Source organism: Streptomyces sp. R28 (assembly GCF_041052385.1).
Lineage (GTDB): Bacteria > Actinomycetota > Actinomycetes > Streptomycetales > Streptomycetaceae > Streptomyces.
The window spans coordinates 2,882,862-2,907,389 of record NZ_CP163439.1 but is presented as its reverse complement, the minus strand read 5'-3'; the positions used below and the strand labels follow the sequence as shown (position 1 = coordinate 2,907,389).

Below are 24,528 nucleotides of genomic sequence, written 5' to 3'. Positions count from 1 at the left end.
GACGGCCTTCGTCACCGGATGGTGATCGAGATCGTCGACCCCTTCGGTGCCGTCTTCCCGCCCTTCACGGACTGCTTCTTGACTGTGTCGCCGAACAGCCCGAGCAGGCCACGGTCCTCGTCGACCTCGAAGCCGGCGCCCTCCAGCTCGGCCCTGGCGTCGTCGACGCTGTCGCCGACCACGTCCGGGACCTCGATCATCTCGGGGCCCTTGGACAGCGTCAGCGTCACCGTGTCGCCCTCGGCGGCCTGCGCGGCGTCGGTCGGGGACTGCCGGGCGACCTGGCCCGCGTCGAAGTCGGAGTTGACCCGCGCGGCGGCGACCTTCACCTTCAGGCCGGCCTCCGCCAGGTCGGCCTTCGCGTCGGCCAGGCTCTCGCCGGTGACATCCGGGACGTCCACCGGGCTGCCCTTGCTGACGGTGAGCGCGACCGCGGAGCCGGAGCGGACCTTGGTGCCGGTCTCGGGGTCCACGGAGATCACGGAGCCCCTGGTGATGTCGTCGTTGAACTCCCGGGTCACCATGCCCGGTTCGAGTCCGCTCTCCTTCAGCTCGGTCCTCGCCTTGGCCAGCGGGTATCCCTGGAGGTCGGGCACCTTCACGGTCTGCGGTCCGGCCGAGATGACCAGGTTCACGGAGTCGTTGTGCCGGATGCGGGCGCCCGTCTCCGGGTCCGTGCTGATGACGGTGCCGCGCTCGACGGTGTCGCTGTACGAGCGTTCCACCTTGCCGAGCTCCAGCCCGGCCTTCGCCAGCTGGTCCGTGGCCTGCGCCTCGGTCTTGGACAGCAGGGACGGGACCTTGGTGAACTGGCCGGAGTTGATGTACCAGATACCGACGCCGAGGCCGAGGGCCAGCAGGACGGCGGCGACGATGACCAGCGGGCCGCGCGGCGCACGCGGGGTCCGCGACCGGCGCCGGGGCGGCGGGGGTGGCGGGCTCTCCAGTCGGCTGGTCCGGTTGAAGACGGCCTCGGGCTCGTCCTCGTTCACGGGCAGTGGCCGCTGGATGGTCAGCGCGCGCGGGATCACGCTCGTACGGTCGTCGGCGTTGGTGCGCTCAGCCGCGAGCGCCTGCGGCGGCACCGCGTCCAGCTGGTCCGCGCTCAGCGCGGCGCGTGTCTCCCGCGCGTGGGCGAGCAGCGCCACGGCGTCGTACGGACGCAGGTCCGGGGTGCGCGCGGTGGCCGACGCGACCAACTCGTCGAGTTCGTACGCCAGCCCCGGCACGATCGCCGAGGGCGGCGGGACGTCCTCGTGCAGGTGCTTGTAGAGCACCACCGCGGGGGAGTCCCCGTCGTGCGGCTTGTCGCCGGTGAGCATCTCGTAGAGGACGACACCGCACGCGTACACGTCGACGCGGGCGTCGGCGGCACCGGGCTGCTCGATCTGCTCGGGCGCGAGATAGGAGACGGTGCCGAGCACGGCGCCGGTGGTGCTGGTCACGGTGTCCACGGACCGCACGAGCCCGAAGTCGGCGACCTTGACCCGCCCGTCGTCCCCTATCAGGACGTTCTCCGGCTTCATGTCCCGGTGCACGAACCCGGCGCGGTGCGCGGCACCGAGCGCCGCGAGCACCGGCTCCAGGATGTCGAGGGCGGCGCGGGGCTGGAGCGCCCCGCGCTCGCGCAGTACGTCACGCAGGGTGCAGCCCGCGACGTACTCCATGGCGAGATAGACGTACGACCCGTCGGTGCCCTGGTCGAAGACCTGCACCACATTGGGGTGCGCGAGCCGGGCGACGGACTTGGCCTCACGGATGAACCGCTCGACGAACACCCCGTCCACCGCCAGCGCGGGATGCATCACCTTGAGCGCGAGCACGCGGTCGAGGCGGGTGTCCAGGGCCCGGTAGACCGTGGCCATCCCGCCGACGGCGATCCGCGCGTCGACGCGATACCGGCCGTCGAGCACCTGCCCGACCAGAGGGTCCTGAAGGGTCGTATCCACGCAGGTGAGTGTACGAGCCGACACTGACACGCCTGCCGGTTCCGTCGGGATCGGGGCGTGACTGCAGCCGAGCTGTGACGGACGACTCATTGGCCGAAGGTCTTCGTCGAACGCGTGTTCAGAATGCGGGGCGTTCCGGGTCCAGCCGTGCGACGCCCTCCACCGGAGACGACGCCTGCGCGAAGTGCCGCCGCGGAATCCGCCCCGCCCGGTACGCCAGCCGCCCCGCCTCCACCGCATGCCGCATCGCGTCGGCCATCATTACCGGCTCCTGCGCCCGTGTCACCGCCGAGGCGAGCATCACACCCGCGCACCCCAGCTCCATCGCGAGCGCCGCGTCCGACGCCGTGCCGGCACCGGCGTCCAGGATCACCGGCACGCGTGCGTGCTCCACGATCAGCTGGAAGTTGTGCGGGTTGCGGATGCCGAGCCCCGAGCCGATCGGGGAGCCGAGCGGCATGATCGCGGCACAGCCCACGTCCTGAAGCTTCCGCGCCAGCACAGGGTCGTCATTCGTGTACGGCAGCACGGTGAACCCGTCGTCCACCAGCGTCTCCGCGGCGTCCAGCAGCTCGATCGGATCCGGCAGCAGCGTCCGCTCGTCGGCGATGACCTCCAGCTTGATCAGATCCGTACCGAGTGCCTCGCGCGCGAGGCGGGCCGTCAGCACGGCCTCACCGGCCGTGAAGCACCCCGCCGTGTTGGGCAGCACCCGGATGCCGAGCTTCTCGAGCACCGACAGCACGGAGCCGTGGACCGAGGGGTTCACACGCCGCATGGCGACCGTCGTCAGCTCCGTCCCGGACGCCACCAGCGCCCGCTCCAGGACCTCCAGGCTGGGCGCCCCGCCCGTGCCCATGATCAGGCGGGACGTGAAGGACGTGTCGCTGATGACAAAGGGATCGTCGGCCATGGTTCAGCCTCCTTGGACGGCGGTGAGGACCTCGACGCGGTCCCCCTCGGACAGGGACGTCGACGACCACTGCGCGCGCGGTACGACGGTTTCGTTGAGGGCGGCGGCCACTCCGGAGGGCGCCGCTGTGAGGGACTGCACGAGCGTGTCGAGAGCCGTGCCGGGCTCGATCTGCCGACGCTCGCCGTTGACCGAGATGGTGAGAGGGGTGTTCACCGAGGTGCTCATGCGGGCTGCTCCGTGAGTGCGGCGGCGCTGAAGCGCTTGGGCGTGAACGGCCGGGCCTCGTCCGGGAGTTCACCGGTGGTCAGGACGTGCGCCATGGTGTCGCCGGTGACCGGCGTGAGCAGCACGCCGTTGCGGTAGTGCCCGGTGGCCAGCGACAGCCCCTCCAGCTCGGTCGGGCCGAGCAGCGGCGCGTTGTCGGGGGAGCCGGGGCGCAGGCCCGCCCGCGTCTCGGTGAGCGGCAGTTCCGTGATGCCCGGCACCAGCTCGTGGGCGTCGCGCAGCAGCTCGTACACGCCGCCCGCGGTCACCGTGGTGTCCCAGCCCAGCTCCTCGCTCGTCGCTCCGACGACCAGCTCCCCGCTCTCGCGCGGCACCAGGTACACCTGGCTGCCGCGCACCACGGCCCGCACGGTCCGGTTCAGGAACGGCGCGTACCGCTTCGGCACGGTCAGCCGCAGCACCTGCCCCTTCACGGGGCGCACCGGCGGCAGTACGTCGTCCGGGACTCCGGGCAGTCGCCCGCTGAGGCTGCCGGCCGCGAGGACGACCTGGCCCGCGACCAGCTCGGTGCCGTCCGGCGTGGTGACACCGGCGGCCCGATCCCGTACGACGTCGAAGCGCTCGGCCCACGTCCGGTGGAAGATCACTCCGGCCCGCTCGCACGCGGCCACCAGCGCCCCGGCCAGCCGCCGCGGATCGATCTGGTGGTCGCCGTCCACGCGCAGCCCCCCGCGCACGCCCGGCGCGAGCATCGGCTCCAGGCGTCGGCACTCCCGCCCCGACAGCCACTCGGAGTCCAGCCCGGACTGGCGCTGCAGGGTGTGCAGTTCGCGCAGATGGGCGCGGTCGTCGGAGTCCAGCGCGACCGCGAGCGTGCCGCACCGGCGATAGCCCAGGTCGTGGCCGGTGAGGTCGGTGAGCTCGGCCGCGAAGTCCGGGTAACGGCGGGCCGAGGCGAGGTTCAGGCCGAGCAGGGTCTGCTCGCCGTAGTGCAGTTCCGTGACGGCGGCCAGCATCCCGGCCGCCACCTGGGCGGCGCCGCGCCCGGCTCGGGATCCACGACGGCCGTCGTGAACCCGCGCCCGGCGGCCCGCCATGCCGTGACCAGGCCGATGATTCCGCCCCCGATGACGAGGACGTCTGACGTACGCGTACGCGACATGGGCGTCCAGCCCCTCCCTTCGCCGGCATGACCCGGATCAGGTTCGTACGGTCGGAGGCCGCCAGCCTCCCTCTCAGCCCGGTGCGTCCGGGCTCCCGCGAGTGCTCTACGTTGGCCACCCTAGCCCGCCGCCACATGTCTCAGTAAGGGAGCCCGTGCCCATGGCCCGCTCGCTCGACGGTCTCGTCCTCGCCCCCGTCGCGGACCAAGCCCCAGGTCAGGTGGGTACGCGTACCCGGTTCTCGTACCACGAGAAGGACGGCGAGATCTGGGCCGAGTACGCGGGCGGAGACGTCGTACGCGGGTATCTGGTGGGTGGCAGGGAAGACGACCGGTTGGACTTCCGGTACGTGCAGCTCAAGCGGGACGGGACGACGTCGTCGGGCCACTGCGTGTCCACGGTGGTCGAGCTTCCCGACGGGCGGGTGCGTCTGGAGGAGAGCTGGGAGTGGGAGTCGCAGGCGGGCAGCGGGACCAGCGTTGTGGAGCAGGTCACTGAGCACGACTCCTGACTGACGATTTGTCAGTTGTCTATGGTGATCAGGTGAGTGAGCAGACGACGCAGTCGCAGCGGAGAGTGGTCGTCGCCGGCGCCGGCATGGCCGGTGTGCAGACGGCGGTCGCCCTACGGGAACAGGGCTTCACCGGCACCGTCACACTGATCGGCGCCGAGCCCCATCAGCCCTACGACCGGCCGCCCCTGTCCAAGGCCGTGCTGCTGGGCAAGTCCGAGGGCTCCGCCTTCGACGTCGACTTCGAGGCGCTCGGCATCGAACTTCAGCTGGGGCGCGAGGTGCTGGGCGTGCGCCCCTCCGACCATGAACTGGACACCGAGGCGGGGCCCGTCCCGTACGACGTCCTCGTGCTCGCCACCGGCGCCGAACCGATCCGGCTGCCGGGCGTGGAGGGCGTCCCCGGTGTGCATCTGCTGCGCACCCTGGACGACGCCGAGCGGTTGCGGCCGGTGCTCGCCCGGCAGCACGACATCGTGGTCGTCGGCGCGGGCTGGATCGGCGCGGAGTTCGCCACGGCCGCGCGCGAGGCGGGCTGCGCGGTGACGGTCGTGGAGGCCGCCGACCGGCCGCTCGCGGGTGCGCTGCCCGCGGAGGTGGCGGCGCCGATGACCGCCTGGTACGAGGACAGCGGGGCGGTGCTGCGTACGCACGCGCGCGTGGAGCGCGTCGAGCCCGGCGCGGTGCTCCTCGACGACGGCTCGCGGCTGCCCGCGGGCGCTGTCGTGGTCGGCATCGGGGCGCGGCCCGCCACGGCCTGGCTGGCCGGCTCGGGCATCGAGCTCGGGGCGCACGGCGAGGTGGTGGCCGACGACGCCCTGCGCACCTCCGTGCCGGACGTCTACGCGGTCGGCGACTGCGCCTCCTTCCCTTCGGGAAGGTATGGCGCACGCCTGCTGGTCCACCACTGGGACAACGCCCTCCAGGGCCCGCGGACGGTCGCCGCGAACATCCTCGGTGAGACGCCCGCGGTCTACGACCCGGTGCCGTACTTCTGGTCCGAGCAGTTCGGCCGGTTCGTCCAGTACGCCGGCCACCACGCCGCCGCCGACACGACGCTGTGGCGCGGCGACCCGTCGGGCCCGGCCTGGACGGTCTGCTGGCTGAAGGGCGACCGCCTGGTCGCCCTGTTGGCGGTGGGCCGGCCGAGGGATCTGGCGCAGGGACGGCGGCTGATCGAGGCGGGTACGCCGATGGACGCGGCGCTGTTGGCGGACCCGGCGCGGCCGATGAAGGCGGCGACGGCATAGGGCCGAGAGCGGGGTGGTGGCCCTGGTCGGACGGGCCTGGCTTCCGACTGTCAGTGGCAGATGGCAGGCTTGTTTCCGTGACCGAGATTGACGCAAAGATCGATGCTCTCGTCCCCGCCTGGCTCACCCTCCCCGACATCGCAGAGATGCTCGATGTCGAGGTGACCCGCGTCCGGCAGCTGGTCAAGGACGGCCAGCTCATCGCCGTACGCCGTGGTGAGAACCGCGCACTGCACGTCCCCGCCGCCTTTATCGACGGGGCCGAGCAGAAGGTCGTCAAGGGCCTGTCCGGGACCTTGACGCTCCTGCGGGACGACGGCTTTACGGACGAAGAGATGCTGGAGTGGCTCTTCACCCCCGATGAAAGCCTGCCCGGCACCCCCGCGCAGGCCCTCAGCGAGAATCGCGGCACGGAGGTGAAGCGCCGCGCCCAGGCGCTCGCCGTCTGAACCGAACGCCCTGATCCGAACACTGTCCGGCCTTTGGACCGGGCTCCTCTCCTGCGGGCCGCGGTCGCGATTGACTGCGGCCCGCGGGAGGCGGGGCCGGAGGCCGGAGTGGGTGGTGAGCGGCGTGCGGTGTGCGCGAGCGCCTGCCGCATGGGTTCGCCCGGTTCTCGGGCGGGGTCCGTATGCCATCGATCCATCCGCCATCAATACGACGGCAAGCGACCGCGCGGCCGCTTGCCGCTGGGCCCACGGCCGTCCAGCCGACACCCGACAGCCGACAACTGAGCACGCGACACCACAGGCGCCAGGCAGGGCGCCGCCGTGTGGGTGTGGGCCGGTCCTGCATCCACGCTCGGGCCCGGGCGGCCACGTCCACCCGTGGCATGGGCAGGCGCACGACGTCCGGGTCCGAGTGGTGGGCTGCCACGTCGGACGGTGGGCACGTGTCGCCATGAGCCGCGGAGGGTGCCGGGCCTGTCGTCCGTCTGTCGTCGCCTCAAACGTGGGCGGGTGCCGTCTCGGCGTTGTGGGGTACGTCACCCCCGGGCAGCGGCGGCCGCGGCGCCAAGCGCTGTCCGGCGGCTCCAGACCTCTTCGACCCGGACCGCGGGTACCGTCCGATCCGGATCACGGGCACCGCCCGGCCGGGACCCCGGCTCGCAGCCCGGCAACACCGGCCCGCGACGCGGCGCCAGGCTCCGACTGCGGCGCCGAGGGCTGCTTGGCCTCGAGTCGCTCCGGCCCGCACCTCGGGTCGCCGCCCGCCCGGACCATGGTTCACCGATCGGCACCGGCCCGCGACGCGGCGCCAGGCTCCGGCTACCGTGCCACCGTCCGGCACCAGCCCGACGTCACCCGCCCGGCAACCCGACCACAGGGGGCACCGCATGTCCGACACCGCCACCGCAGGCACCGCCCGCGCCCAGTTCGCCGACGCGCGGCTCTACCTCTGCACGGGCGCCCGTAAGCAGCAGGGCGACCTCGCGGAGTTCCTGGACGCCGTCCTGGCCGCCGGTGTCGACATCGTGCAGCTGCGCGACAAGAGCATGGAGGCGGCCGAGGAGCTGGAGCACCTGAAGGTCTTCGCCGAGGCCTGTGCCCGGCACGGCAAGCTCCTCGCGGTCAACGACCGCGCCGACGTGGCCCACGCCGTCGGCGCCGACGTCCTGCACCTCGGGCAGGGCGACCTCCCGGTCCCCGCCGCCCGCGCGATCCTCGGCGACGACGTCCTCGTCGGCCGCTCCACGCACTCCGAGTCCGAGGCCGGCGCGGCCGCCGTCCAGGAAGGCGTGGACTACTTCTGCACCGGCCCCTGCTGGCCCACCCCCACCAAGCCCGGCCGCCACGCCCCCGGCCTCGACCTGGTCCGCCACACCGCCGCCCTCGGCACCGACCGCCCCTGGTTCGCCATTGGCGGCATCGACCTCGGCAACCTCGACGAGGTGCTGGAAGCGGGCGCCCGCCGCGTCGTCGTCGTACGGGCGATCACGGAGGCGGACGACCCGGGCGCGGCAGCGGCGGAGTTCGCGAAGCGGCTGCGGCAGGTGTAGGTAGCGGCTACGGCAGATGCAGGGGAGGGGCGAGGGGCAGGCCTTCCCGCTGGCCCGCTGGCCCGCTGGCCCGCTGGCCCCCCGTCCCGGCCTCCCGCCTGCCGAGGCTGTTCCGCCGGTCCGGTTCCTGGAGCGCCGCGCGTTCTCGGGGGCTCAGCCCGGCCCACTGCAGGCCCCCTCCATGGCCCATGTTGTCCAAGGCGTGGACAATAACCAGACGAATCGGTCAAATGTCCGGCATCCGGTTGGGGGACCGGGGGCCCCTGGCTAACCTGCGAGTATGGCCCTCGGCACCGCATCCATCAGGTCGGACCACGCTCGTACCGTGCGCGACATGCTCGCGACCGGAAAGACGACGTATTCGTTCGAGTTCTACGCTCCCAAGACCCCGAAGGGCGAGCGGAACCTGTGGAACGCGTTGCGCCGGGTCGAGGCCGTCGGACCCGACTTCGTCTCCGTGACCTACGGCGCGGGCGGTTCCACCCGCGCGGGCACGGTCAAGGCGACCGAGGCGATCGCCTCGGACACCACGCTCACGCCGATCGCCCACCTCACCGCGGTCGACCACTCGGTGGCCGACCTGCGCAACATCATCGGGCAGTACGCCGACGCGGGCATCCGCAACATGCTGGCGCTGCGCGGCGACCCGCCCGGCGACCCGCTGGGCGACTGGGTGCGGCACCCCCAAGGCCTCACCTACGCCGCCGAACTCGTCGAACTGATCAAGGCGTCCGGTGATTTCTGCGTCGGCGTCGCGGCCTTCCCCGCGATGCACCCGCGCTCCGCCGACTGGGAGGCCGACGTCCGTCACTTCGTCGACAAGTGCCGTGCGGGCGCGGACTACGCGATCACGCAGATGTTCTTCGAACCGGAGGACTACCTGCGCTTGCGCGACCGTGTCTCGGCCGCGGGCTGCGACACCCCGATCATCCCGGAGATCATGCCGATCGCCAGCGTGAAGACGCTGGAGCGGATCCCCTCCCTCACCAACGCCGCCTTCCCGAACGCCCTGAAAGAGCGGATCCTCACAGCAAAGGACGATCCGACCGCTGTACGCTCGATCGGAATCGAGGTCGCCACGGAGTTCTGCGCGCGGCTGCTGGCCGAGGGAGTGCCCGGACTGCACTTCATCACGCTCAACAACTCCACGGCGACCTTGGAAATCTACGAAAACCTGGGCCTGCACCATCCACAGCAGGCCTAGACCGGCCGTACTGGCGTACGTCACACTGCGTAGGCGGCCACTGGGAGAGGGGCGTACATGGGCTGGACGGTCCTCTACATCGCGTTCGGCGTCGTCGCGCTGTGGCTGCTGGGCGAGGTGCTGCTGCAGTACAAGGCGCGTCTGCGCTGGCGACTGCTCGCCTTCGTCGGCTTCCTCGGTGTCGTGGTCGGGGTACTGATCCCGTCCGTCGTCGTCATCGGTCTGGGCGCGGCCGCGTTCGCGGTCGGCCAGACCTACGTCACCCTGTCGTTCCGCCGCGGCTTCTCGGCCGGCTGGGCGGTCTCCCCGCCGGCCCTGGGCCCCCTGGGCGCAGTCAAGCGCCGCCGCGGCGAGCCCGACCGCCAGGACCCGACCCTGGAGGTCTCCGACCTCGAGGCGACCGAGGGCGCTTTCACCGGCCACGACGGCACGTACGGTCATGACGAGGCCGACTACGGCCAGGGCGGCGCCGGTTACGGCCAGGACGACTACGACCGCGACGACGTCTTCACCCCCGCGCGCCCGGATCGGCCCGCGGCCGCTGAGACGAACGCCGTCTACGAGCCGCAGCCCCTGCCCGAGGACACCGGCTCGTACGGCATATACAACGACGCCGCCTACGCCGCCGCCGACCAGAACTACGCGGCCGCCGGCCAGCCCCAGGACCAGTACGCCACGGCCGACCAGAGCTATGCCTACGACGGCTACTCCAGCTACGACCAGCAGCAGTACGGCTACGACGCCACCGGCCAGCAGCAGTACGCCGCCTACTCCGACCCGTACATCGGCACCCAGACCTACGGCAGCACCTCCTACGACGCCTACGGCCAGCAGCAGTACGGCCAGCAGGGCTACAGCCAGGACCAGTACGCCACCGGCACCTACGGCGAGACCCCGCCCGGCGGCGTCTGGGTCCCGCAGCAGCGCACCGACGAGGCGTACGGCGGCGAGCTCCCGCCGGAGCAGCAGTACCCGTACCAGGGTGACGGCCAGCAGCAGGGCCAGGGCCAGGGGAACGGGTACGACGAGCAGTACCGCTTCTGACAGCCCGCCCAGCACCTATCGCGAGACGCCCTGTGCGGGCGTCGTGGGCGTCGCGGGCTTCACTGTGAGCCCCGGAACTCCGGCCCTTCCACGATCAGCCCGGCCACCAGCGTGCCCGACATTCCGGCGTGGGGGAGACCGCCGCCGGGATGGGACCAGCCGCCGACCGTGAACAGGCCGGGTACGCGGGTGCTGTTGGACGGACGCAGGAAGGTCCCCTCCGCTGCCGCCAGCGCCGGCGCCGGTACGCCGCCGCCCTCGGCTCCCGTCTCCCGTCGGGTGTCCACCGGCGTACGGACCTCGCGCCACAACGTCCGCCCGCGCAGTCCGGGTATCGCCCGCTCGGCGGCCGTCACCATCCGGTCCGCGAAGGCGTCGGCGGGACCGGCCGCGGTCCAGTCGTACAGCGTCTGCGACGGCACCGTGGACGTGAGGACCACCGACTCATGCCCGTCGTCGGGGCGCAGCGCCGGGTCGTCCGGGCGGTCGATCCGGACCGTCGGATGCGTGGGCGGCTCACCGAGCCCGAAGGCGTCCAACTCGGCCTGCCGGTCCGAGGCGTGCACCACCGTGCGGTGCGCGGTGCCCGCCTCGCGCGCGCCGCGCAGCGCCAGACAGACCACCGCACGCCCGGGGGACGTGCCCTCGGGCTTGGATTCGACCTCCTCCGCCTCGTACAGCCCACGGCCGCGCACCAGGTCGCTCAGGCGCCACGGTCCGGTCCCGACGACCATGTCGGCCTCCGTCATCGACCCGTCGGCCAGCTCCAGTCCCGCCGCCCGGCCGTCCTTCTCCAGGACCCCGACCACCTCGGCGCCGAAGCTGAACTCGACCTTCCGGGCCACGCACCGCTCGTACACCGCCCGCGCCAACTCCCGTATGCCGCCCTGCACATACCAGGTCCCGAAGGCGTGCTCCAGATACGGCAGCACCGCCGCGCTCGCCGGGGTTTCGCGCGGATCCAGGCCGTACGCGAGCGCGTGGCTCTCCAGCAGGGCGATGAGCCGGGCATCGCGCAGCTCCCACGCGCCGACCTCGGCGAGCGTGCCGGCCCGGCGGGTGCGCAGGAGTCGCTTGTGGGGGACCGCCGGATAGGGCTCGCGCTCGGCCAGCACCTGCCAGTTCGGCCACAGCGGCTCCTCCAGCAGCGGCCTGCGCGTCCGGTCCCAGGCCTCGCGGGCCCGGACCAGGAAGTCGCCCCAGCGGTCGCCGGTCCCGGCGCCCAGGGCCTCGTCCAGGGCGGCCACCACGCCCGCGCGCGAGGCGTTCGGCAGACGGACCTCGGTGCCGTCCGCGAAGACGTGCCGCGCGGACGGGTCGACCTGGACCAGCTCGACGCACGCCTCCAACGGCTCCTTGCCGGTCTTGAGGAACAGGTCGCGGTACACGGCGGGAAGCGGGAGCAGCCCGGGGCCCGTGTCGAAGCCGAAGCCGTCGCGCTCGAAGCGGCGCACCGCTCCGCCGTACGTCTCCGTACGCTCGTACACCGCCACCCGGTGGCCCGCGACGGCCAGCCGGGCAGCGGCCGCCATCGCGCCCATCCCGGCGCCGATCACCGCAATCCGTGCCATGCGTGGGACTTTATCGGCCGCCACTGACAGCGGCTCTCCGGCCTCCGGCGGAAGCTCGGCGTGGAAGCCGCTGCCGGCTCAGCCGGGGCGTTGCCCCACCGCTTGCGCGAGGCGCTTCTCCTCGCGGCGCTCGGCCCTGCGGCGCCGGAAGCGGCGGATCCGCGAGACCAGGAAGAGGAGCAGCAGCAGTCCGGCCAGCAGCAGGGCGCCCGAGACGACCGCCGCGGCGACGGGGTAGAAGATCGCGAGGGTGATGAGGGCCCCGACGCCGAGATCCTCGGCGAGGCTCACCACGATGTTGCTGAACGGCTCGGGCGAGGTGTTGACGGCCATCCGCGTCCCGGCCTTGACCAGGTGGCTCATCAGAGCCGTAGAACCGCCGACCGCACCGGCCGCCAGTTCGGGCAGCGACCCGCTCTGCCCGGCGAGCAGCGCCGCGACGACCGCGCCCGCGACCGGCCGGATCACGGTGTGCACCGAGTCCCAGGCCGAGTCCACGTACGGGATCTTGTCGGCGACGGCCTCGCAGAGGAACAGGACGCCGGCGGCTATCAGGACATCGGGCCGTTGCAGTGCCTCGGGCACCTCGTCGCTCAGGCCGGTGGCGCCGAAGACGCCGAGCAACAGCACCACGGCGTAGGCGTTGACGCCGCTGGCCCAGCCGCTGGTGAACACCAAAGGGAGTATCGACACGGAGGTGATCGTAACCAGTCGGCAACGGAGGGCCCTGAGCGTGAGTGCGCAGCTCTGAGTACGCGTACCTAGTCGGTGAGTTGAGTACGCGCGCGGATGGGCCCCGACCTGCGTGAACGAGAGAGTGGAGGCACGGAGAAGGGGATCGGCTCCGGAACCGGCGACACGGGGCGCCGGAACGGAGCGACCCCGGATCCGCTCCTTCCGCCGGCCCGGCGTCGGCGGGAGCGAGACCGGGGGACCCGGGGGAACGACCGAACGGGGGTCCGACGGGGGGCGCGGGGGAGTACGGGGGAAGGGAAAAACGGGGGGACACGGGGGAGCACGAGAAAGCGCCGGTTCGAGAGTGGCCCGCGGGGGACGCGGCCACTTTCGGACCGGCGCTTTCGTATGCGCCCGACGCTGCGGTGCGCGCGCCGCAGCCGTTTCAGTGGCGGCCGCTCACCCGGCCCTGCAACAGCCGGGACAGCGCCGCGTGCACGTCGTCCAAGGAGCGCTCCGGCTGGAACGACTTCCAGTCCAGCGCGGCCACCAGGACCATGCCGACCAGTGCGGAGGCGGTCAGCGCGACGTCGATCTCCTCGCTGAACTCGCCGTTCTCCACGCCCTCGCGCAGCACACCCTCGACGACCGCCACGGCCTGCTGCCGCACCACCATCAGCGTGGACTGCCAGGTCCGGTTCGTACGCCACAGCTCGGCGACGTAGAGCTGGGTGAAGGACGGGTAGCGGTCGATGAAGACGAGGCCCGCGCGGATCATCGCGTCCAGGGCGTCCACCTTGCTGCCGCCGTCGCGTTCGGTCTTCTCGGCCGCCTCCCTGAGAGAGGCGGTGAGGAGTTCGACTCCGTGCCGCAGCAGCTCCTCGAAGAGGACCGACTTGCTCGCGAAGTTGTAGTAGACCGTGCCCTTCGCCACCCCGGCCCGCTCGGCGATCTCGTCAACGGTGGTGGCGGAGAAGCCCTGTTCGGCGATGAGTGTGACGGCCGCCTCGTAGAGCTTCTGCCGGGTGGCCTCACGGCGCGTGCTGCCGCCCGACGCGGCGTTGCTGCTTTCCATGGTCCCGATTGTGCCGCGCGCGCTCACAGGGTCAGCTCCGGGTGCAGCCGGTCGAGCGTCCACACCTGCCGGCGACGGGCCGACAGCGCGGTCAGTGCGACGGCGGCCGCGGTGAAGGCGACGAGCACCACGCACGCGTGCCACACCGGTTCCAGACCGCCGCCCGTGATGAGCCTCCTGAGCGCCCCCACGACGTAACTCATCGGCAGGAAGGGGTGGAGCGCGTTGAAGAAGCCCGGGCTGGTCTGTACGGGGTACGTGCCGCCCGCGGACGTCAACTGCAGCATCAGCAGGGCCAGGACGAGGATCCGCCCCGCCGCCCCGAAGCGCGCGTTCAGCCACTGCACGATCGCCGCGAAGCACGCCGTCACCAGGAACAGGAAGCCCACCGTCCCGGCGGCCCGCGCCATCTGAAGGCCGACCGCCCAGTGCAGCACCGACATCAGGGCCACCGTCTGCAACACCCCGATCGCCACCACGGGCAGCCAGCCGGCCAGCGCGATCCGCCACGCCGAGGCGCCCGCGGCGAGCGCGCGCCGGTTCATCGGCGCGATCAACATGTACGCCACCATCGCGCCCACCCACAGGGACAGCGGGATGAAGTACGGGGCGAAACCGGTGCCGTAGTTGGGCGCCTTGTGCATGTCCCGGGAGACGAGCTGGACCGGGTCGGCCATGACCTCGGTGCGCTGGTCGCGGGCCTGCTTGTCGTAGTCGGGGATCTGCTGGGCACCGTCGTGCAGCCCGTCGGACAGCTTCCCGGAGCCGTCGGCGAGCTTGTACATGCCGCCGTTGAGGTCGTACGCGCCGGACTTCAGCTGACCCACGCCGGTGTCCAGGTCCGCCGCGCCGGTCCCGGCCGTGCCGAGGCCGGAGTGCAGCTTCTTGGCGCCCGCGGCGACCTTCGCGGCTCCCTGGTTCAGCTTGTTGATCTTGGTGACGGCGTCGTCGAGGTCCTCGGACAGGCGGGGCGCGCGGTCGGCGAGCGCCCGGGACTGCTTCTGGAGGGTGGCGAGGTTCTTGTCGAGCTTCTTCAGGTCGCCGTCGTGGTCGGTGATCAGCGTGTTGAGGTCGTCGGCGATCGTCGCCACGTCCGCGGCCGAGTTCTTGGCCTTCTTCAGGTCGGAGCAGGCCGGGTCGGGCAGTACGGCGTCCTCGCAGCGCGTCTTGTAGACGGCGTTCAGCACGTCGGCAGCCGCATGGGCGCCCTTGGCGGCGCCCGGAGCGTGCTCCACCAGGTCGTCGAGGTTGTCGCGGATCGCGCCCGAGGTGTCGGCGACCAGCCGGGCGGTGTCGCCGATGGTCTTCTCGTTGTCCTGGAGGAAGGGGCCGATCTTCTTGTCGATTCCGTTGACCTTGGCGGCGAGCGTCTGCGTCCCCTCGGCGACCTGCCTGGAGCCGCTCTCCAGGTCACCCGCGCCCTTGTTGAGCTTCTTCAGGCCCGTGGACAGCTTGCCGCTGCCCTTCTTGGCGTCCTTCAGCCCGTCGGCGAGGTCCTTGGAGCCCTTCTCCGCCTTCCCGATGCCGCCTTCGAGCTTGTCGGCGCCGTTCGCGGCCTTGACCGTCGCTCCGTGGATGTCGGAGAACGAGACGAAGATCCTGTCCAGGAAGGACCGCGACGCCTTGGTGGACGCGGCCTCGCGCACCTCGCTGAAGACCGTCCGCGAGATCTGCCCGACGATGTAGTTGTTCGCGTCGTTCGTGCGCACCTGAAGGGCGCCCGTCTCCGGCGAATCGCCCGCGCTGGAGGCGATCCGCGCACTGAAGTCGGTCGGCATGGTCAGCGACAGGTAGTAGGTGCCGTTCTCGACACCCTTCTCGGCCTCGGCGGCACTCACCTCCTGCCAGTCGAAGACGTCGCTCTCGCGCAGCCCCTTGGTGATGTCGTCGCCGGCCGAGAGCTTCTTCCCGTGGGCGGTCGCCCCCTTGTCGTCGTTCACGAGCGCCACGGGGATGCGGTCGAGACGGCCGTACGGGTCCCAGAACGACCACAGGTACAGGGCGCCGTAGAGCAGGGGCAGCACCAGCAGCGCGACCAGGGCGGCGCGCGGCAGCTTCCCCCGGCCGAAGCGCCTGAGCTCGAGCGCGGCCAGCCTAGGCGAGCGCATCGGCGGCCTCCTTTCCGTCGGTTTCCGGTCCGTCGGTGTCCGGGGATTCCTGGGTGGCGGACGCCGTGCCGGCCTCCTGGGCGTCGCCCTTCTCGGCGTCGGCCTCGGGGGCCGTGGACACCTTGACGGTGTCGTCGGGGGCTTCGCTGCACACCGCCAGGACCGTGGTCCCGGCCTCTGCGAGGGACTTCAACAGCGCCCAGGCCTCGGCCCGTTCGGCGTCCGAGAGCTTGAGATCGGTGTCGTCGACACCGAGCACGCGCGGGCGCGCGATCAGGGCCAGCGCGACGGACAGCCGCAACGCCTCCAGACGCTCCAGATCGCGTACGGCGGTACGGGAGCCCTTGGGTAGGGAGTCCCGGTCGAGGCCCGCCGCCGTGAGCGCGGCGTCGATCCGCGCCTGCGCGTCGGTCCTCCGTTCGGCACGCGGGCGCAGCAGCCCGCGCCACGAGTCGCCGAACCGCCGCTGCAGCAGCGCCCGTTCATGGAGGTGCTCGGCGACGGTCAGGGCCGGGTCCAGGTCGGTCACACCCGGGACGTGGGCCAGGGCGCTGATGCGCCGCACCGCCGCCATGTGCTTGGGCAGCCCGGCCGCGCCCACGGTGGCGGTTCCCTCGGTGGGCTTCATCCGTCCCGTGAGCGCCAGCAACAGGCATGTACGTCCGGTGCCGGACGGTCCTTCGATCGTGATCAGTGAGCCGGGCTCCGCCTCGAAGGAGACCCCGCGGAACGCCCATCCGCGAGGCCCTTCGAGGCCGAGGCCCAGGGCCGTGACGCCGACTCCGGCCACGGTTCCCCCCATCCCTGCCCCCTCAATTTGAACTGACTGGTCAGTGCAAAAACTAGTGCGAACTCGCGATCGAAGCAAAAGCCCAGGTCAGAAAGGATTGTCAGTGCCATACCCCACGATGGGCACATACGGCATCCCGTATCAGGGCGTGCCGTCACACAGACGACAGGAGGTTCGTCATGGCCAGCTATCACGCAGCAGCCGCCCACCGGCGCCGCGCCCCCGGCCCTGCCCCCTCACTGACCGGCCCGGCGAGCGACGTGCACCCCGTGCTCCGCCGGACCACGGCCCCGCCCGCCGCCCTCGACCTGCTCGCCCAGGCCCGTGCCGGACTGGACGAGGCCGCCGTTCTGGAAACGCCGAACGAGCGCTATGCCACGGCCCACCTCGCCGCCCTGCGCACCGCCGCAGCCGTTCTCGCCGCGCGCGGGCGCCCCGAGCCCGCGTCCGGGCGCCGGGCCCGCATCAGGAGCGCCTGGGAAGTGCTCCCCGAGATAGCGCCCGAACTCACCGAGTGGAGCGCGCTGTTCGCCTCGGGCGCCCGGCGCCGCGCCCGGGCCGAGGCGGGCATCCAGGGCGCGGCCAGCCGCCGGGACGCCGACGACTTGATACGCGACGTGGCGATGTTCCTGCGCCTCGTCGAGCGGATGCTGGTACTCCAGCCGGTCCTGCCACAGCCGCGACCGGACACCGACTCGGACGGGACCGACGGCCCGCGTCACGCGCGCGAGGACATGCCGGACGCGGGCTGACGGCGAAACGGTCGTGTCGGGGTACGAGGCTCCGGCCGGGGTGCCTGTTCCCGTCACCGTGTCCGCGTCCCCGGCGCGGTGTCCGCCTGCTGTGCGTGCTTGCTGTGCGTGCTTGCTGTCCGTCGGGCGGGACAGGCGGTGTCGCGCGGTACCGCGAGCGCCGGGTGGGCTTCCGTAGGCAATAGGGTGGAGGGCGCCTGAAGCCTTCCCGCTCCCGTCCCCGGGCCGGGGAGGCAGCCCGATCGCTCCGCCGTGCAAGTGGCGGTGCCGCGCCGAGGAGTCAACTGCCGTGTCGGACCCGATGCGCCCCCGTGCCGCCCTCCGAACAGCCGTGGTCTGGGAAGTCCTCCGGGACGCCCTGGACCGCCGCGTGAAGGCCACGGGGCGCCAGGCGCTCGACGTCCTCGACACCGGGGGCGGCAGCGGCAACTTCGCGGTGCCCCTCGCCCGGCTCGGCCACCGCGTCACCGTCGTCGACCCCAGCCCGAACGCGCTCTTCGCCCTGGAGCGGCGCGCCGCCGAGGCCGACGTGGCCGACCGGGTGCGAGGCGTCCAGGGTGACGCCCACGGCCTCTTCGACGTGGTCGAACGCGGCGGGTACGACGTCGTGCTGTGCCATGGCGTCCTGGAGTACGTCGACGACCCCGCCGAGGGTGTCCGCAACGCGGTGGCCGCCCTGCGCGCCGAGGGTGTCCTCAGCCTGCTCGCCGCGGGACTGGGTGGCGCGGTGCTGGCGCGGGCGCTCGCCGGTCACTTCAAGGAGGCCAAGCAGGCCCTGGAGGACCCGGACGGCCGCTGGGGTCAGGGTGACCCGGTGCCGCGCCGCTTCACCGCCGACCAGCTCACCGGGCTGGTCGAGGGTGCGGGCCTGAGAGTCGGTGCCGTGCACGGGGTGCGGGTCTTCGCCGACCTGGTCCCCGGTGTGCTGGTGGACACCGAGCCCGGGGCGCTGGAGGCGCTGCTGAAGCTGGAGGAGGCGGCGGCCGAGCTGTCCGCCTTCCACTCGGTGGCCACGCAGCTGCACGTGCTCGGCGAGACGCGGGAGACCGCGGGGGCCTGAGCCGTTCTCCGCGAGCGGAACCGCAGGGGCGCGCCGTTGATCAGGGACTTGGCTGCACATGGAGTACGCCACAGGCCCCCCGATCGGGCGCGCAGCGCCGTATGATCGAGGGAGACCGTTCCGGCATGACGGGTCGGCTGCTGGGGAATGCAGATCTCAGCGAGTCGGGATGTCCATGGCGGAGCCCGGTTGGCCAATTGGCGTAGAGGGGCGGGTTTCACGGGGGCGATTCCCTGCCTATCCTGAAGGGACCCCCCGGGTCGCCCCGGCGACTGCACGATGAGGAGGACTCCGTGCCGCTCTCGGAGCACGAGCAGCGAATGCTCGAGCAAATGGAGCGAGCGCTGTACGCCGAAGATCCCAAGTTCGCGACAGCGCTTGAGGGAAGCGGGCTGCGCACGTACACCCGGCGACGGGTCTACCAGGCGGTCGCCGGCTTCCTCGTAGGTATCGCGCTCCTCATGGCAGGAATGGTCGCCAAGCAGGTCTGGCTCAGCGTGGTGGGCTTCCTGGTCATGCTGGGCTGTGCGGTACTCGCCGTGACCGGCTGGCGCAAGGCCCCCAAGCCGGGCGAACAGCCCGCCGGCGGTCCGCAGGCCAGCCATCAGCCCCGTCAGAAGCGTTCCATGATGGACCGCATCGAGCAGCGCTGGCAGCGTCGCCGTGACGAACAGGGCGGCCATTAGCTCTACGAGCAGCTCCTGGACACGCAGGGGGTGACCACCGACTCGGTGGCCACCCCCTGATGTATGCCCGGATACGGCTTGGCGACGTGGCGGAGCAACGTCCTGAACTGACCGGGTGATGCCCCTCCCGAGCGAACGGACTCGGCCAATTCCTCAGCTCGTACAAGGTCCGGCTCCCGGCTCAGCGACTCCCGGGTGCGGAACATCAGGCCAACGTCCTTGCCTCTGGCCTGAAGCAGGGTTCCACTTCGTAGCGCCGCCGGCCTGAAGCAGCGTTCCACGTCGTAGCGCCGTAGCCTGAAGAAGCGCCCCACGCCTATCGCCGTAGGCCCGAAGCAGCGCTCCAGCGACCTATCGCCGCAGGCCAGGCCTGAGCTGGCCACCTCGTCCCAGCCTGCCTCAGGCGGCCGCCCAGATCAGAGCCGACCCCCTCGTCCTCGGGCCGTGCTGAGCGAACCGTCGCGGCTCTGCGGGGCCCGGTGCCGCGGCACGCGTCATCGTGAGATCCGGTTCCGAGCGGGGCGCGGGCTGGGGTGGGGCCGGGCGCGGGTGAGGTGGCCCGAGGCACGTTCATCCGACCCGGCTTTAAGCATGTACCCCGCCTGGGCTCCAAGCACGCGCCTCCGCCCCGGCCCGAAGCGCCCACCCCCGCCCCGGGCCTCGCCCCGCAACGTCACCCCCCAGCGCTCGATCACCCCCGCTGCCCAGGCGTCGACGGCCTACGCAATGTCGGGCGGGCGGCGGCAGCGCGTCGTTTGATGTCGGTCCACCAGTCCGACGCGGCCCAGATCACCCGCACGCTGGAGCGCGGGGCCAGACGGGCCCGCAGGTTGGTCGTCCAGCCGGCCTTGGACTCCAGGTCGGACAGGACGCGGCGGACATCCTCGGCGAGGCCGGCCGTCGGGCGGGGAGCAGGGGAGTAGAGGACCTGTTCCACCGCGTCGGCCACCCGGTGAACCGAGGCCGCGGCCGGTGGGTCGAGGTGGCCCAGGCGGACGATGCGGGCGGCGGTCTTGCGGGGGGTCTGGGAGTCGTCCGGCGGGATGCCGAAGTCCCAGGCGGTGTCGGTGAGTTCCTGCCAGACCGCCATGGTGTGGAGCGATACGTCCGCCTCCGTACGGCCGTGTGCTCCCAGCCGTACCGCCCGTGTCCGCAACCGCCACAGCATCGGCGCCAACGGGATCAGCAGCGCTGCCAGCCCGCCGAGCACCCACGCCAGAACGACGTACCACTTCGGGCCGTCGTCATCCGTGGCCAGGCCGGCCTGAGGGGACTCGCTCGCGCACAGGTCCGGCTTCTGTCCCGCGCAGCTCTCGCTCGTCGAGGGCGAGGCGGACGGCCCCGTGCTCGTCGACTGCGAGGGCCGCGCCACGTCCGGGAGCGTGGAGCCGGGTGTGTCCGACTGGGTGTACGACGGAACCGAACCCCGGGTCGGGGTCGGCTCGAAGCGGGTCCAGCCCACGCCCTCGAAGTACAGCTCGGGCCAGGCGTGCGCGTCCCTCAGTCCCACCGAGACCGAGCTGTCGCCCTGCGGGGTGCCGGGCGCGAAGCCCACCGCGACCCGGGCCGGTATGTCGAGCGAGCGGGCCATCGCCGCCATCGCGAACGAGAAGTGGACGCAGAAGCCCTGCTTGTCCCGCAGGAAGCGGGCGATCGCCTGCCGACCGCTGCCGACCTTGACGTTGGTGTCGTACTGGAACCCGCCCGTCACGGCGAAGTACTCCTGGAGCTTGACCGCCTGCTCGTAGTGGCTGGTCGCGCCCTCGGTGACCTCCCGCGCGGTCCGGGAGACCACCGCGGGCAGCGAGTCGGGCAGCTCGGTGAACTCGCGCTTCAGGGCCGCGGGCGGCTCCGGAGCCTCGGCGAGCTGCTTCGCCGTCGGCTGCACATCGAGGCTGCGCACGGTGTATGTCGCCCCGCGGGTGGTCTGGCGGCGGTCGCCGACGACCGTCATCCCCAGCGGTTCGTACCGCCACCGGCCCGAGATGCTCACGCCGCTCGGCGGATAGGGCATCGGCAGCCAGTTCTGGGCGTACCAGTCCGCGGCCGAGATGGTCGTCTCGATCTCCGTGCGCCGGACGTCGGCGCCGAGGCCGATGGGCGTGGGGAACCGGTCCGGCACGGCCTGGATGTCGCGCTTGGCCGGCTGCCAGGTGGTGCCGTCGAAGTCGTCCAGGGACACGATCCGCAGATACAGGTCCGAGATGTCGGCCGTGTTGGTCTTCAGGGACAGGACCTGGCGGTCCTCGTCCACGTTCAGACTGTCGCGCAGTGACACCAGCGGGTTCACCGCGGAGATCGTGCCCCCGCTTCCGCTGCCGGAGCCCACGCCCGTGCCCGCAGCGCCCAGCAGGCCGCCGTTCATCGCGGGCAGGGCCAGCGGTACGAACAGGGCGATGCCCAGGGCGACCACGCCGATGCGCCGCCCGGTGCGGACCGGCGCCACCACGCCGCTCGGTTCCCCGCCCGGCGTCCGTGGAGCCCCGCCGAAGACCCGCCCCCACTGCGAGAGCCGGTCGCGGCCCTCGGCCAGGAGCAGCATCAGATAACCCGCGGCGGCGACCAGGAACCACAGCCAGTCCGCGCCGCCGTCGGACAGCCCCGCGGCCACGGAGTACAGCGCCAGCAGGGGCAGCCCGGCCGGGGCCGCGCTGCGGAACGTCACCGCGAGGGTGTCCACGGCCAAGCCGATGATCAGGACGCCGCCGATGAGCATCAGCCGGATGCCGTCGGACAGCGGCGCCGGGATCGAGTACCGGCTGACGTCGTCCGCGCCGGCCTGCAACAGGTCGGCGAAGTGACGGAAGGCCTCAGGGCCGGGGACCACTCCGATGATCGCCTGCTTGTTGGCGAAGGTCAGGGTCAGCAGCATCAGCGCGACGAGGGCCTGTGCGGCCACCGTCAGGGGCCGCGCCAGCGGCACCCGCCGGGTAGCCATGCCCACGCCGGTCTGGATCGCCAGCAGGAAGATCGCCTGCATCAGCCAGGTGACCGGGGAGACCAGCGGCAGCAGGGCACAGGACGTCAGCAGTGTGGCCGCCGCGGCGCACAGCGCCATCCGTGTCCGCCCGCTCATGCCGGTCCCCCCTCGCCCCGTGCGCCAGTGGTCGCGGCGGCGTCCGTACGCGCTCGGTCCGCCTGGCGCCACAGCTCGTTCAGCGAAGCGCTCCGCGGCACGCTCAGGGCCGTCCAGCCCGCCTCCCGCAGTAACCGCAGCCGCTCCTCGCTCCTGTCCAACGCGCCCGGCACATCGGTGGGTTCCCGCATCCAGGGCCCGCTGTCCAGCACGAAGGCCACCGCGCCACCGCTGCGCTGGCGCATCTTGGCGGCCACCGTCGCCTGCTCCTCGTCGAGGTCGCCGAAGAAGGCGACCAGCAGCCCTTCGTTGCCGCCGCGCAGCACGTCGTACGCCCGCGACAGACCCGTACCGTCGGAGTGGTCGATCACCGCGAGGGTGTCCATCATCAGCCCGGCCGCGTCCGCCGACGCATGGCTCGTGCCAGCGAACCCGTCGGCGCCCTCGCCGGGGACCGAGTTGCCGGTGTCGGTCAGCAGCCGTACCGAAAAGCCCCGCTCGAGCATGTGGACCAGCACGGACGCCGTGCCGGACACGGCCCACTCGAAGGCCGAGTCCGGGCCGGCCCCCCGGAAGGCCAGGCCCCGGGTGTCCAGCAGCACCGTGCAGCGGGACCGCTGCGGCTGCTCCTCGCGGCGCACCATGAGCTCGCCGTAGCGCGCGGTGGACCGCCAGTGCACCCGGCGCAGGTCGTCGCCGTAGCGGTACCCGCGCGGGATCACGTCGTCCTCGCCGGCCAGGGCGAGGGAGCGCTGCCGCCCGTCGCCGTACCCCTTCGCCTCCCCGCTGAAGCGCACCGGCGGCAGCGGCTCCACGCGCGGGATCACGGTCAGGGTGTCGTACGTCGAGAAGGACCGGGTCAGCTCGCACATGCCGAACGGGTCGCTCAGGCGCAGCTGCAACGGGCCCAGCGGATAGCGGCCGCGCAGGTCGGAGCGCACCCGGTAGGACACCTCGCGGCGGCCACCCGCCTCCACCCGGTCCAGCACGAAGCGGGGGCGCGGGCCGAGGACGTACGGCACCTGGTCCTGGAGCATCAGCAGGCCGGTGGGCAGCCGGGAGACGTTGTCCATCCGCAGATGGACGCGGGCCTCGCTGCCCGCGGGCACGCGCGCGGGGGAGAGCCGACGGGTGCCCGCGACCCGGTAGCGGGTGCGGTACAGCACGGTCGCGCAGACCAGCGGCAGCACGGCGAGCAGCAGCCCGACGCGCAGCAGGTCGCCCTGGCCGAGGACGTAGGCGCAGACGGCGGCAGCGACGCCGGCGGCCAGGAAGGAGCGGCCGCGCGTGGTCAGACCGGCCAGTGCGGTGCGCAGCCCGCTCTGCTCACCGCGGTCCGGCTCCGCCTGGCCGGTACTGCCGGAGGTCATCACAGCCTCCGCGGCGGCTGCTGGCCGTACGCCTGAGTGCCGCGGCCCAGGCCGCCGAAGCCGCTCTGCTGCTGGGGAGCTGCGGGCACCGGGGTGCGCTGCAGGATCTCCTGGACGACCTGCTCGGCCGTACGACGGTTCAGCTGGGCCTGCGCGGTGGGCAGCAGGCGGTGGGCCAGGACCGCCACGGCGAGGGCCTGCACGTCGTCCGGCAGCGCGTACTCCCGGCCGCTCAGGGCCGCGGACGCCTTCGCCGCGCGCAGCAGATGCAGCGTCGCGCGCGGAGAGGCGCCGAGTCTGAGGTCCGGGTGGGTACGCGTGGCGGAGACCAGGTCCACCGCGTACCGGCGGACCGGCTCGGCGACGTGGACGCCACGCACGGCGTCGATCAGCTTCACGATGTCGTGCGCGTGCGCCACCGGCTGCAGGTCCTCCAGGGGCGAGGCGCCGCCGTGCACGTCCAGCATCTGCAGCTCGGCCTCCACGCTGGGGTAGCCGACGGAGACGCGGGCCATGAAGCGGTCGCGCTGGGCCTCGGGCAGCGGATAGGTGCCCTCCATCTCGACCGGGTTCTGCGTGGCCACCACCATGAAGGGGCTCGGCAGCTCGTAGGTCTGGCCGTCGATGGTGACCTGGCGCTCCTCCATGGACTCCAGGAGCGCGGACTGCGTCTTGGGCGACGCACGGTTGATCTCGTCACCGATCACGATCTGGGCGAAGATCGCGCCCGGCTTGAACTCGAAGTCCTTGCGCTGCTGATCCCAGATGGACACGCCCGTGATGTCCGACGGCAGCAGGTCGGGCGTGAACTGGATACGCCGCACCGAACAGTCGATGGACCGCGCCAGCGCCTTCGCGAGCATGGTCTTGCCCACGCCGGGAACATCCTCGATCAGAAGATGTCCCTCGGCGAGCAGTACGGTCAGCGAAAGCCGTACGACCTCGGGCTTGCCTTCGATCACTCCTTCCACCGAACTGCGGACACGCTCCACAGTGGCGGTCAGATCAGTGAGGCTCGCTCGATCGTCATAGGTCGTCACCCGGCCCTCCTCGGCCCGTTCTTTCCGGGCCGACGCTCAACGACGCGGACCGGTCCTCCCCTGG

General features: G+C 72.1%; 20 protein-coding genes, 1 pseudogene and 1 riboswitch. Of the genes and pseudogenes, 9 read left to right on the top strand and 12 right to left on the bottom strand.

The genetic code is table 11. The features are described from left to right. Nucleotides 1-11 precede the first annotated feature (11 nt). From pknB to thiO, 4 genes and pseudogenes are all read right to left on the bottom strand, one after another. Nucleotides 12-1,949 carry a Stk1 family PASTA domain-containing Ser/Thr kinase gene (gene pknB, locus AB5J49_RS12765; protein ID WP_369168727.1) on the bottom strand — a complete coding sequence of 646 codons (1,938 nt, stop codon included), beginning with the start codon at nt 1,947-1,949 and terminating at the stop codon, nt 12-14. A 118-nt stretch (nt 1,950-2,067) separates the two neighbouring features. Then, a complete protein-coding gene (locus AB5J49_RS12760) occupies nt 2,068-2,862 on the bottom strand; it encodes a thiazole synthase (protein WP_369168726.1) in 795 nt (264 codons plus the stop codon). 3 nt (nt 2,863-2,865) lie between these two features. Continuing rightward, a complete protein-coding gene (thiS, locus tag AB5J49_RS12755) occupies nt 2,866-3,090 on the bottom strand; it encodes a sulfur carrier protein ThiS (protein WP_369168725.1) in 225 nt (74 codons plus the stop codon). After that, nucleotides 3,087-4,252, bottom strand: a pseudogene (gene thiO / locus AB5J49_RS12750) (glycine oxidase ThiO). Before thiO ends, thiS begins: the two are co-directional and overlap by 4 nt. After that, a riboswitch (TPP riboswitch) is annotated at nt 4,250-4,361 on the bottom strand. Its footprint overlaps the pseudogene before it by 3 nt. A 52-nt stretch (nt 4,362-4,413) precedes the next feature. On the opposite strand from thiO, the gene AB5J49_RS12745 reads away from it, so the two are divergent. The 6 genes from AB5J49_RS12745 to AB5J49_RS12720 all read left to right on the top strand — a co-directional run bounded on the left by AB5J49_RS12745 (nt 4,414) and on the right by AB5J49_RS12720 (nt 10,261). Continuing rightward, nucleotides 4,414-4,764: a hypothetical protein gene (locus tag AB5J49_RS12745; protein WP_369168724.1), complete on the top strand. Its 351-nt coding sequence runs from the start codon at nt 4,414-4,416 to the stop codon at nt 4,762-4,764. A gap of 32 nt (nt 4,765-4,796) precedes the next feature. Next, nucleotides 4,797-6,014 carry an NAD(P)/FAD-dependent oxidoreductase gene (locus AB5J49_RS12740; RefSeq protein ID WP_369168723.1) on the top strand — a complete coding sequence of 406 codons (1,218 nt, stop codon included), beginning with the start codon at nt 4,797-4,799 and terminating at the stop codon, nt 6,012-6,014. A gap of 77 nt (nt 6,015-6,091) precedes the next feature. After that, entirely contained in the window at nt 6,092-6,463 is a 372-nt protein-coding gene (locus AB5J49_RS12735; RefSeq protein ID WP_058925820.1) for an Rv2175c family DNA-binding protein, read from the top strand. A gap of 887 nt (nt 6,464-7,350) precedes the next feature. Next, nucleotides 7,351-8,013 carry a thiamine phosphate synthase gene (thiE, locus tag AB5J49_RS12730; protein ID WP_369168722.1) on the top strand — a complete coding sequence of 221 codons (663 nt, stop codon included), beginning with the start codon at nt 7,351-7,353 and terminating at the stop codon, nt 8,011-8,013. Nucleotides 8,014-8,293: 280 nt separating this feature from the next. Then, nucleotides 8,294-9,217, top strand: a complete 924-nt coding sequence (gene metF, locus AB5J49_RS12725; RefSeq protein ID WP_369168721.1) for a methylenetetrahydrofolate reductase [NAD(P)H] — start codon at nt 8,294-8,296, stop codon at nt 9,215-9,217. A gap of 57 nt (nt 9,218-9,274) precedes the next feature. Next, entirely contained in the window at nt 9,275-10,261 is a 987-nt protein-coding gene (locus tag AB5J49_RS12720) for a hypothetical protein (RefSeq protein WP_369168720.1), read from the top strand. A 59-nt stretch (nt 10,262-10,320) separates the two neighbouring features. On the opposite strand, the gene AB5J49_RS12715 is transcribed toward AB5J49_RS12720, so the two are convergent. The 5 genes from AB5J49_RS12715 to AB5J49_RS12695 form a co-directional block, all read right to left on the bottom strand. Then, nucleotides 10,321-11,832: a phytoene desaturase family protein gene (locus AB5J49_RS12715; protein ID WP_369168719.1), complete on the bottom strand. Its 1,512-nt coding sequence runs from the start codon at nt 11,830-11,832 to the stop codon at nt 10,321-10,323. Between the two features lie 78 nt (nt 11,833-11,910). Next, the gene (locus AB5J49_RS12710) at nt 11,911-12,525 is read right to left on the bottom strand and encodes a DUF4126 domain-containing protein (RefSeq protein WP_369168718.1); all 615 of its coding nucleotides are present in this window, start codon (nt 12,523-12,525) and stop codon (nt 11,911-11,913) included. 427 nt (nt 12,526-12,952) lie between these two features. Further along, nucleotides 12,953-13,582 (bottom strand): TetR/AcrR family transcriptional regulator, encoded by a 630-nt coding sequence (locus tag AB5J49_RS12705; RefSeq protein ID WP_369168717.1) that lies wholly within the window; start codon nt 13,580-13,582, stop codon nt 12,953-12,955. Between the two features lie 23 nt (nt 13,583-13,605). Then, nucleotides 13,606-15,690: a YhgE/Pip family protein gene (locus AB5J49_RS12700; protein ID WP_369168716.1), complete on the bottom strand. Its 2,085-nt coding sequence runs from the start codon at nt 15,688-15,690 to the stop codon at nt 13,606-13,608. Further along, nucleotides 15,677-16,492 (bottom strand): ATP-binding cassette domain-containing protein, encoded by an 816-nt coding sequence (locus AB5J49_RS12695; protein ID WP_369168715.1) that lies wholly within the window; start codon nt 16,490-16,492, stop codon nt 15,677-15,679. The genes AB5J49_RS12700 and AB5J49_RS12695 overlap by 14 nt, the downstream gene beginning before the upstream one ends. Nucleotides 16,493-16,659: 167 nt before the next feature. On the opposite strand from AB5J49_RS12695, the gene AB5J49_RS12690 reads away from it, so the two are divergent. The 3 genes from AB5J49_RS12690 (at nt 16,660) to AB5J49_RS12680 (ending at nt 18,978) form a co-directional block, all read left to right on the top strand. Continuing rightward, the gene (locus AB5J49_RS12690; RefSeq protein ID WP_369168714.1) at nt 16,660-17,232 is read left to right on the top strand and encodes an SAV_6107 family HEPN domain-containing protein; all 573 of its coding nucleotides are present in this window, start codon (nt 16,660-16,662) and stop codon (nt 17,230-17,232) included. Between the two features lie 289 nt (nt 17,233-17,521). Next, nucleotides 17,522-18,292 (top strand): class I SAM-dependent methyltransferase, encoded by a 771-nt coding sequence (locus tag AB5J49_RS12685; RefSeq protein WP_369168713.1) that lies wholly within the window; start codon nt 17,522-17,524, stop codon nt 18,290-18,292. 293 nt (nt 18,293-18,585) lie between these two features. After that, nucleotides 18,586-18,978: a DUF3040 domain-containing protein gene (locus tag AB5J49_RS12680; protein ID WP_369168712.1), complete on the top strand. Its 393-nt coding sequence runs from the start codon at nt 18,586-18,588 to the stop codon at nt 18,976-18,978. Between the two features lie 691 nt (nt 18,979-19,669). Here the strand turns inward: AB5J49_RS12680 and AB5J49_RS12675 are convergent. From AB5J49_RS12675 to AB5J49_RS12665, 3 genes are read right to left on the bottom strand one after another with little or no spacing between them, the layout of a single operon-like run. Then, the gene (locus AB5J49_RS12675) at nt 19,670-22,054 is read right to left on the bottom strand and encodes a DUF3488 and DUF4129 domain-containing transglutaminase family protein (RefSeq protein WP_369168711.1); all 2,385 of its coding nucleotides are present in this window, start codon (nt 22,052-22,054) and stop codon (nt 19,670-19,672) included. After that, on the bottom strand, nt 22,051-23,424 hold the full coding sequence (locus tag AB5J49_RS12670) for a DUF58 domain-containing protein (protein ID WP_369168710.1): 1,374 nt from the start codon (nt 23,422-23,424) through the stop codon (nt 22,051-22,053). Before AB5J49_RS12670 ends, AB5J49_RS12675 begins: the two co-directional genes overlap by 4 nt. Next, complete coding sequence (locus tag AB5J49_RS12665; RefSeq protein ID WP_369168709.1) at nt 23,424-24,464, bottom strand: AAA family ATPase; 1,041 nt, start codon at nt 24,462-24,464, stop codon at nt 23,424-23,426. The genes AB5J49_RS12670 and AB5J49_RS12665 overlap by 1 nt, the downstream gene beginning before the upstream one ends. Nucleotides 24,465-24,528 lie beyond the last annotated feature (64 nt).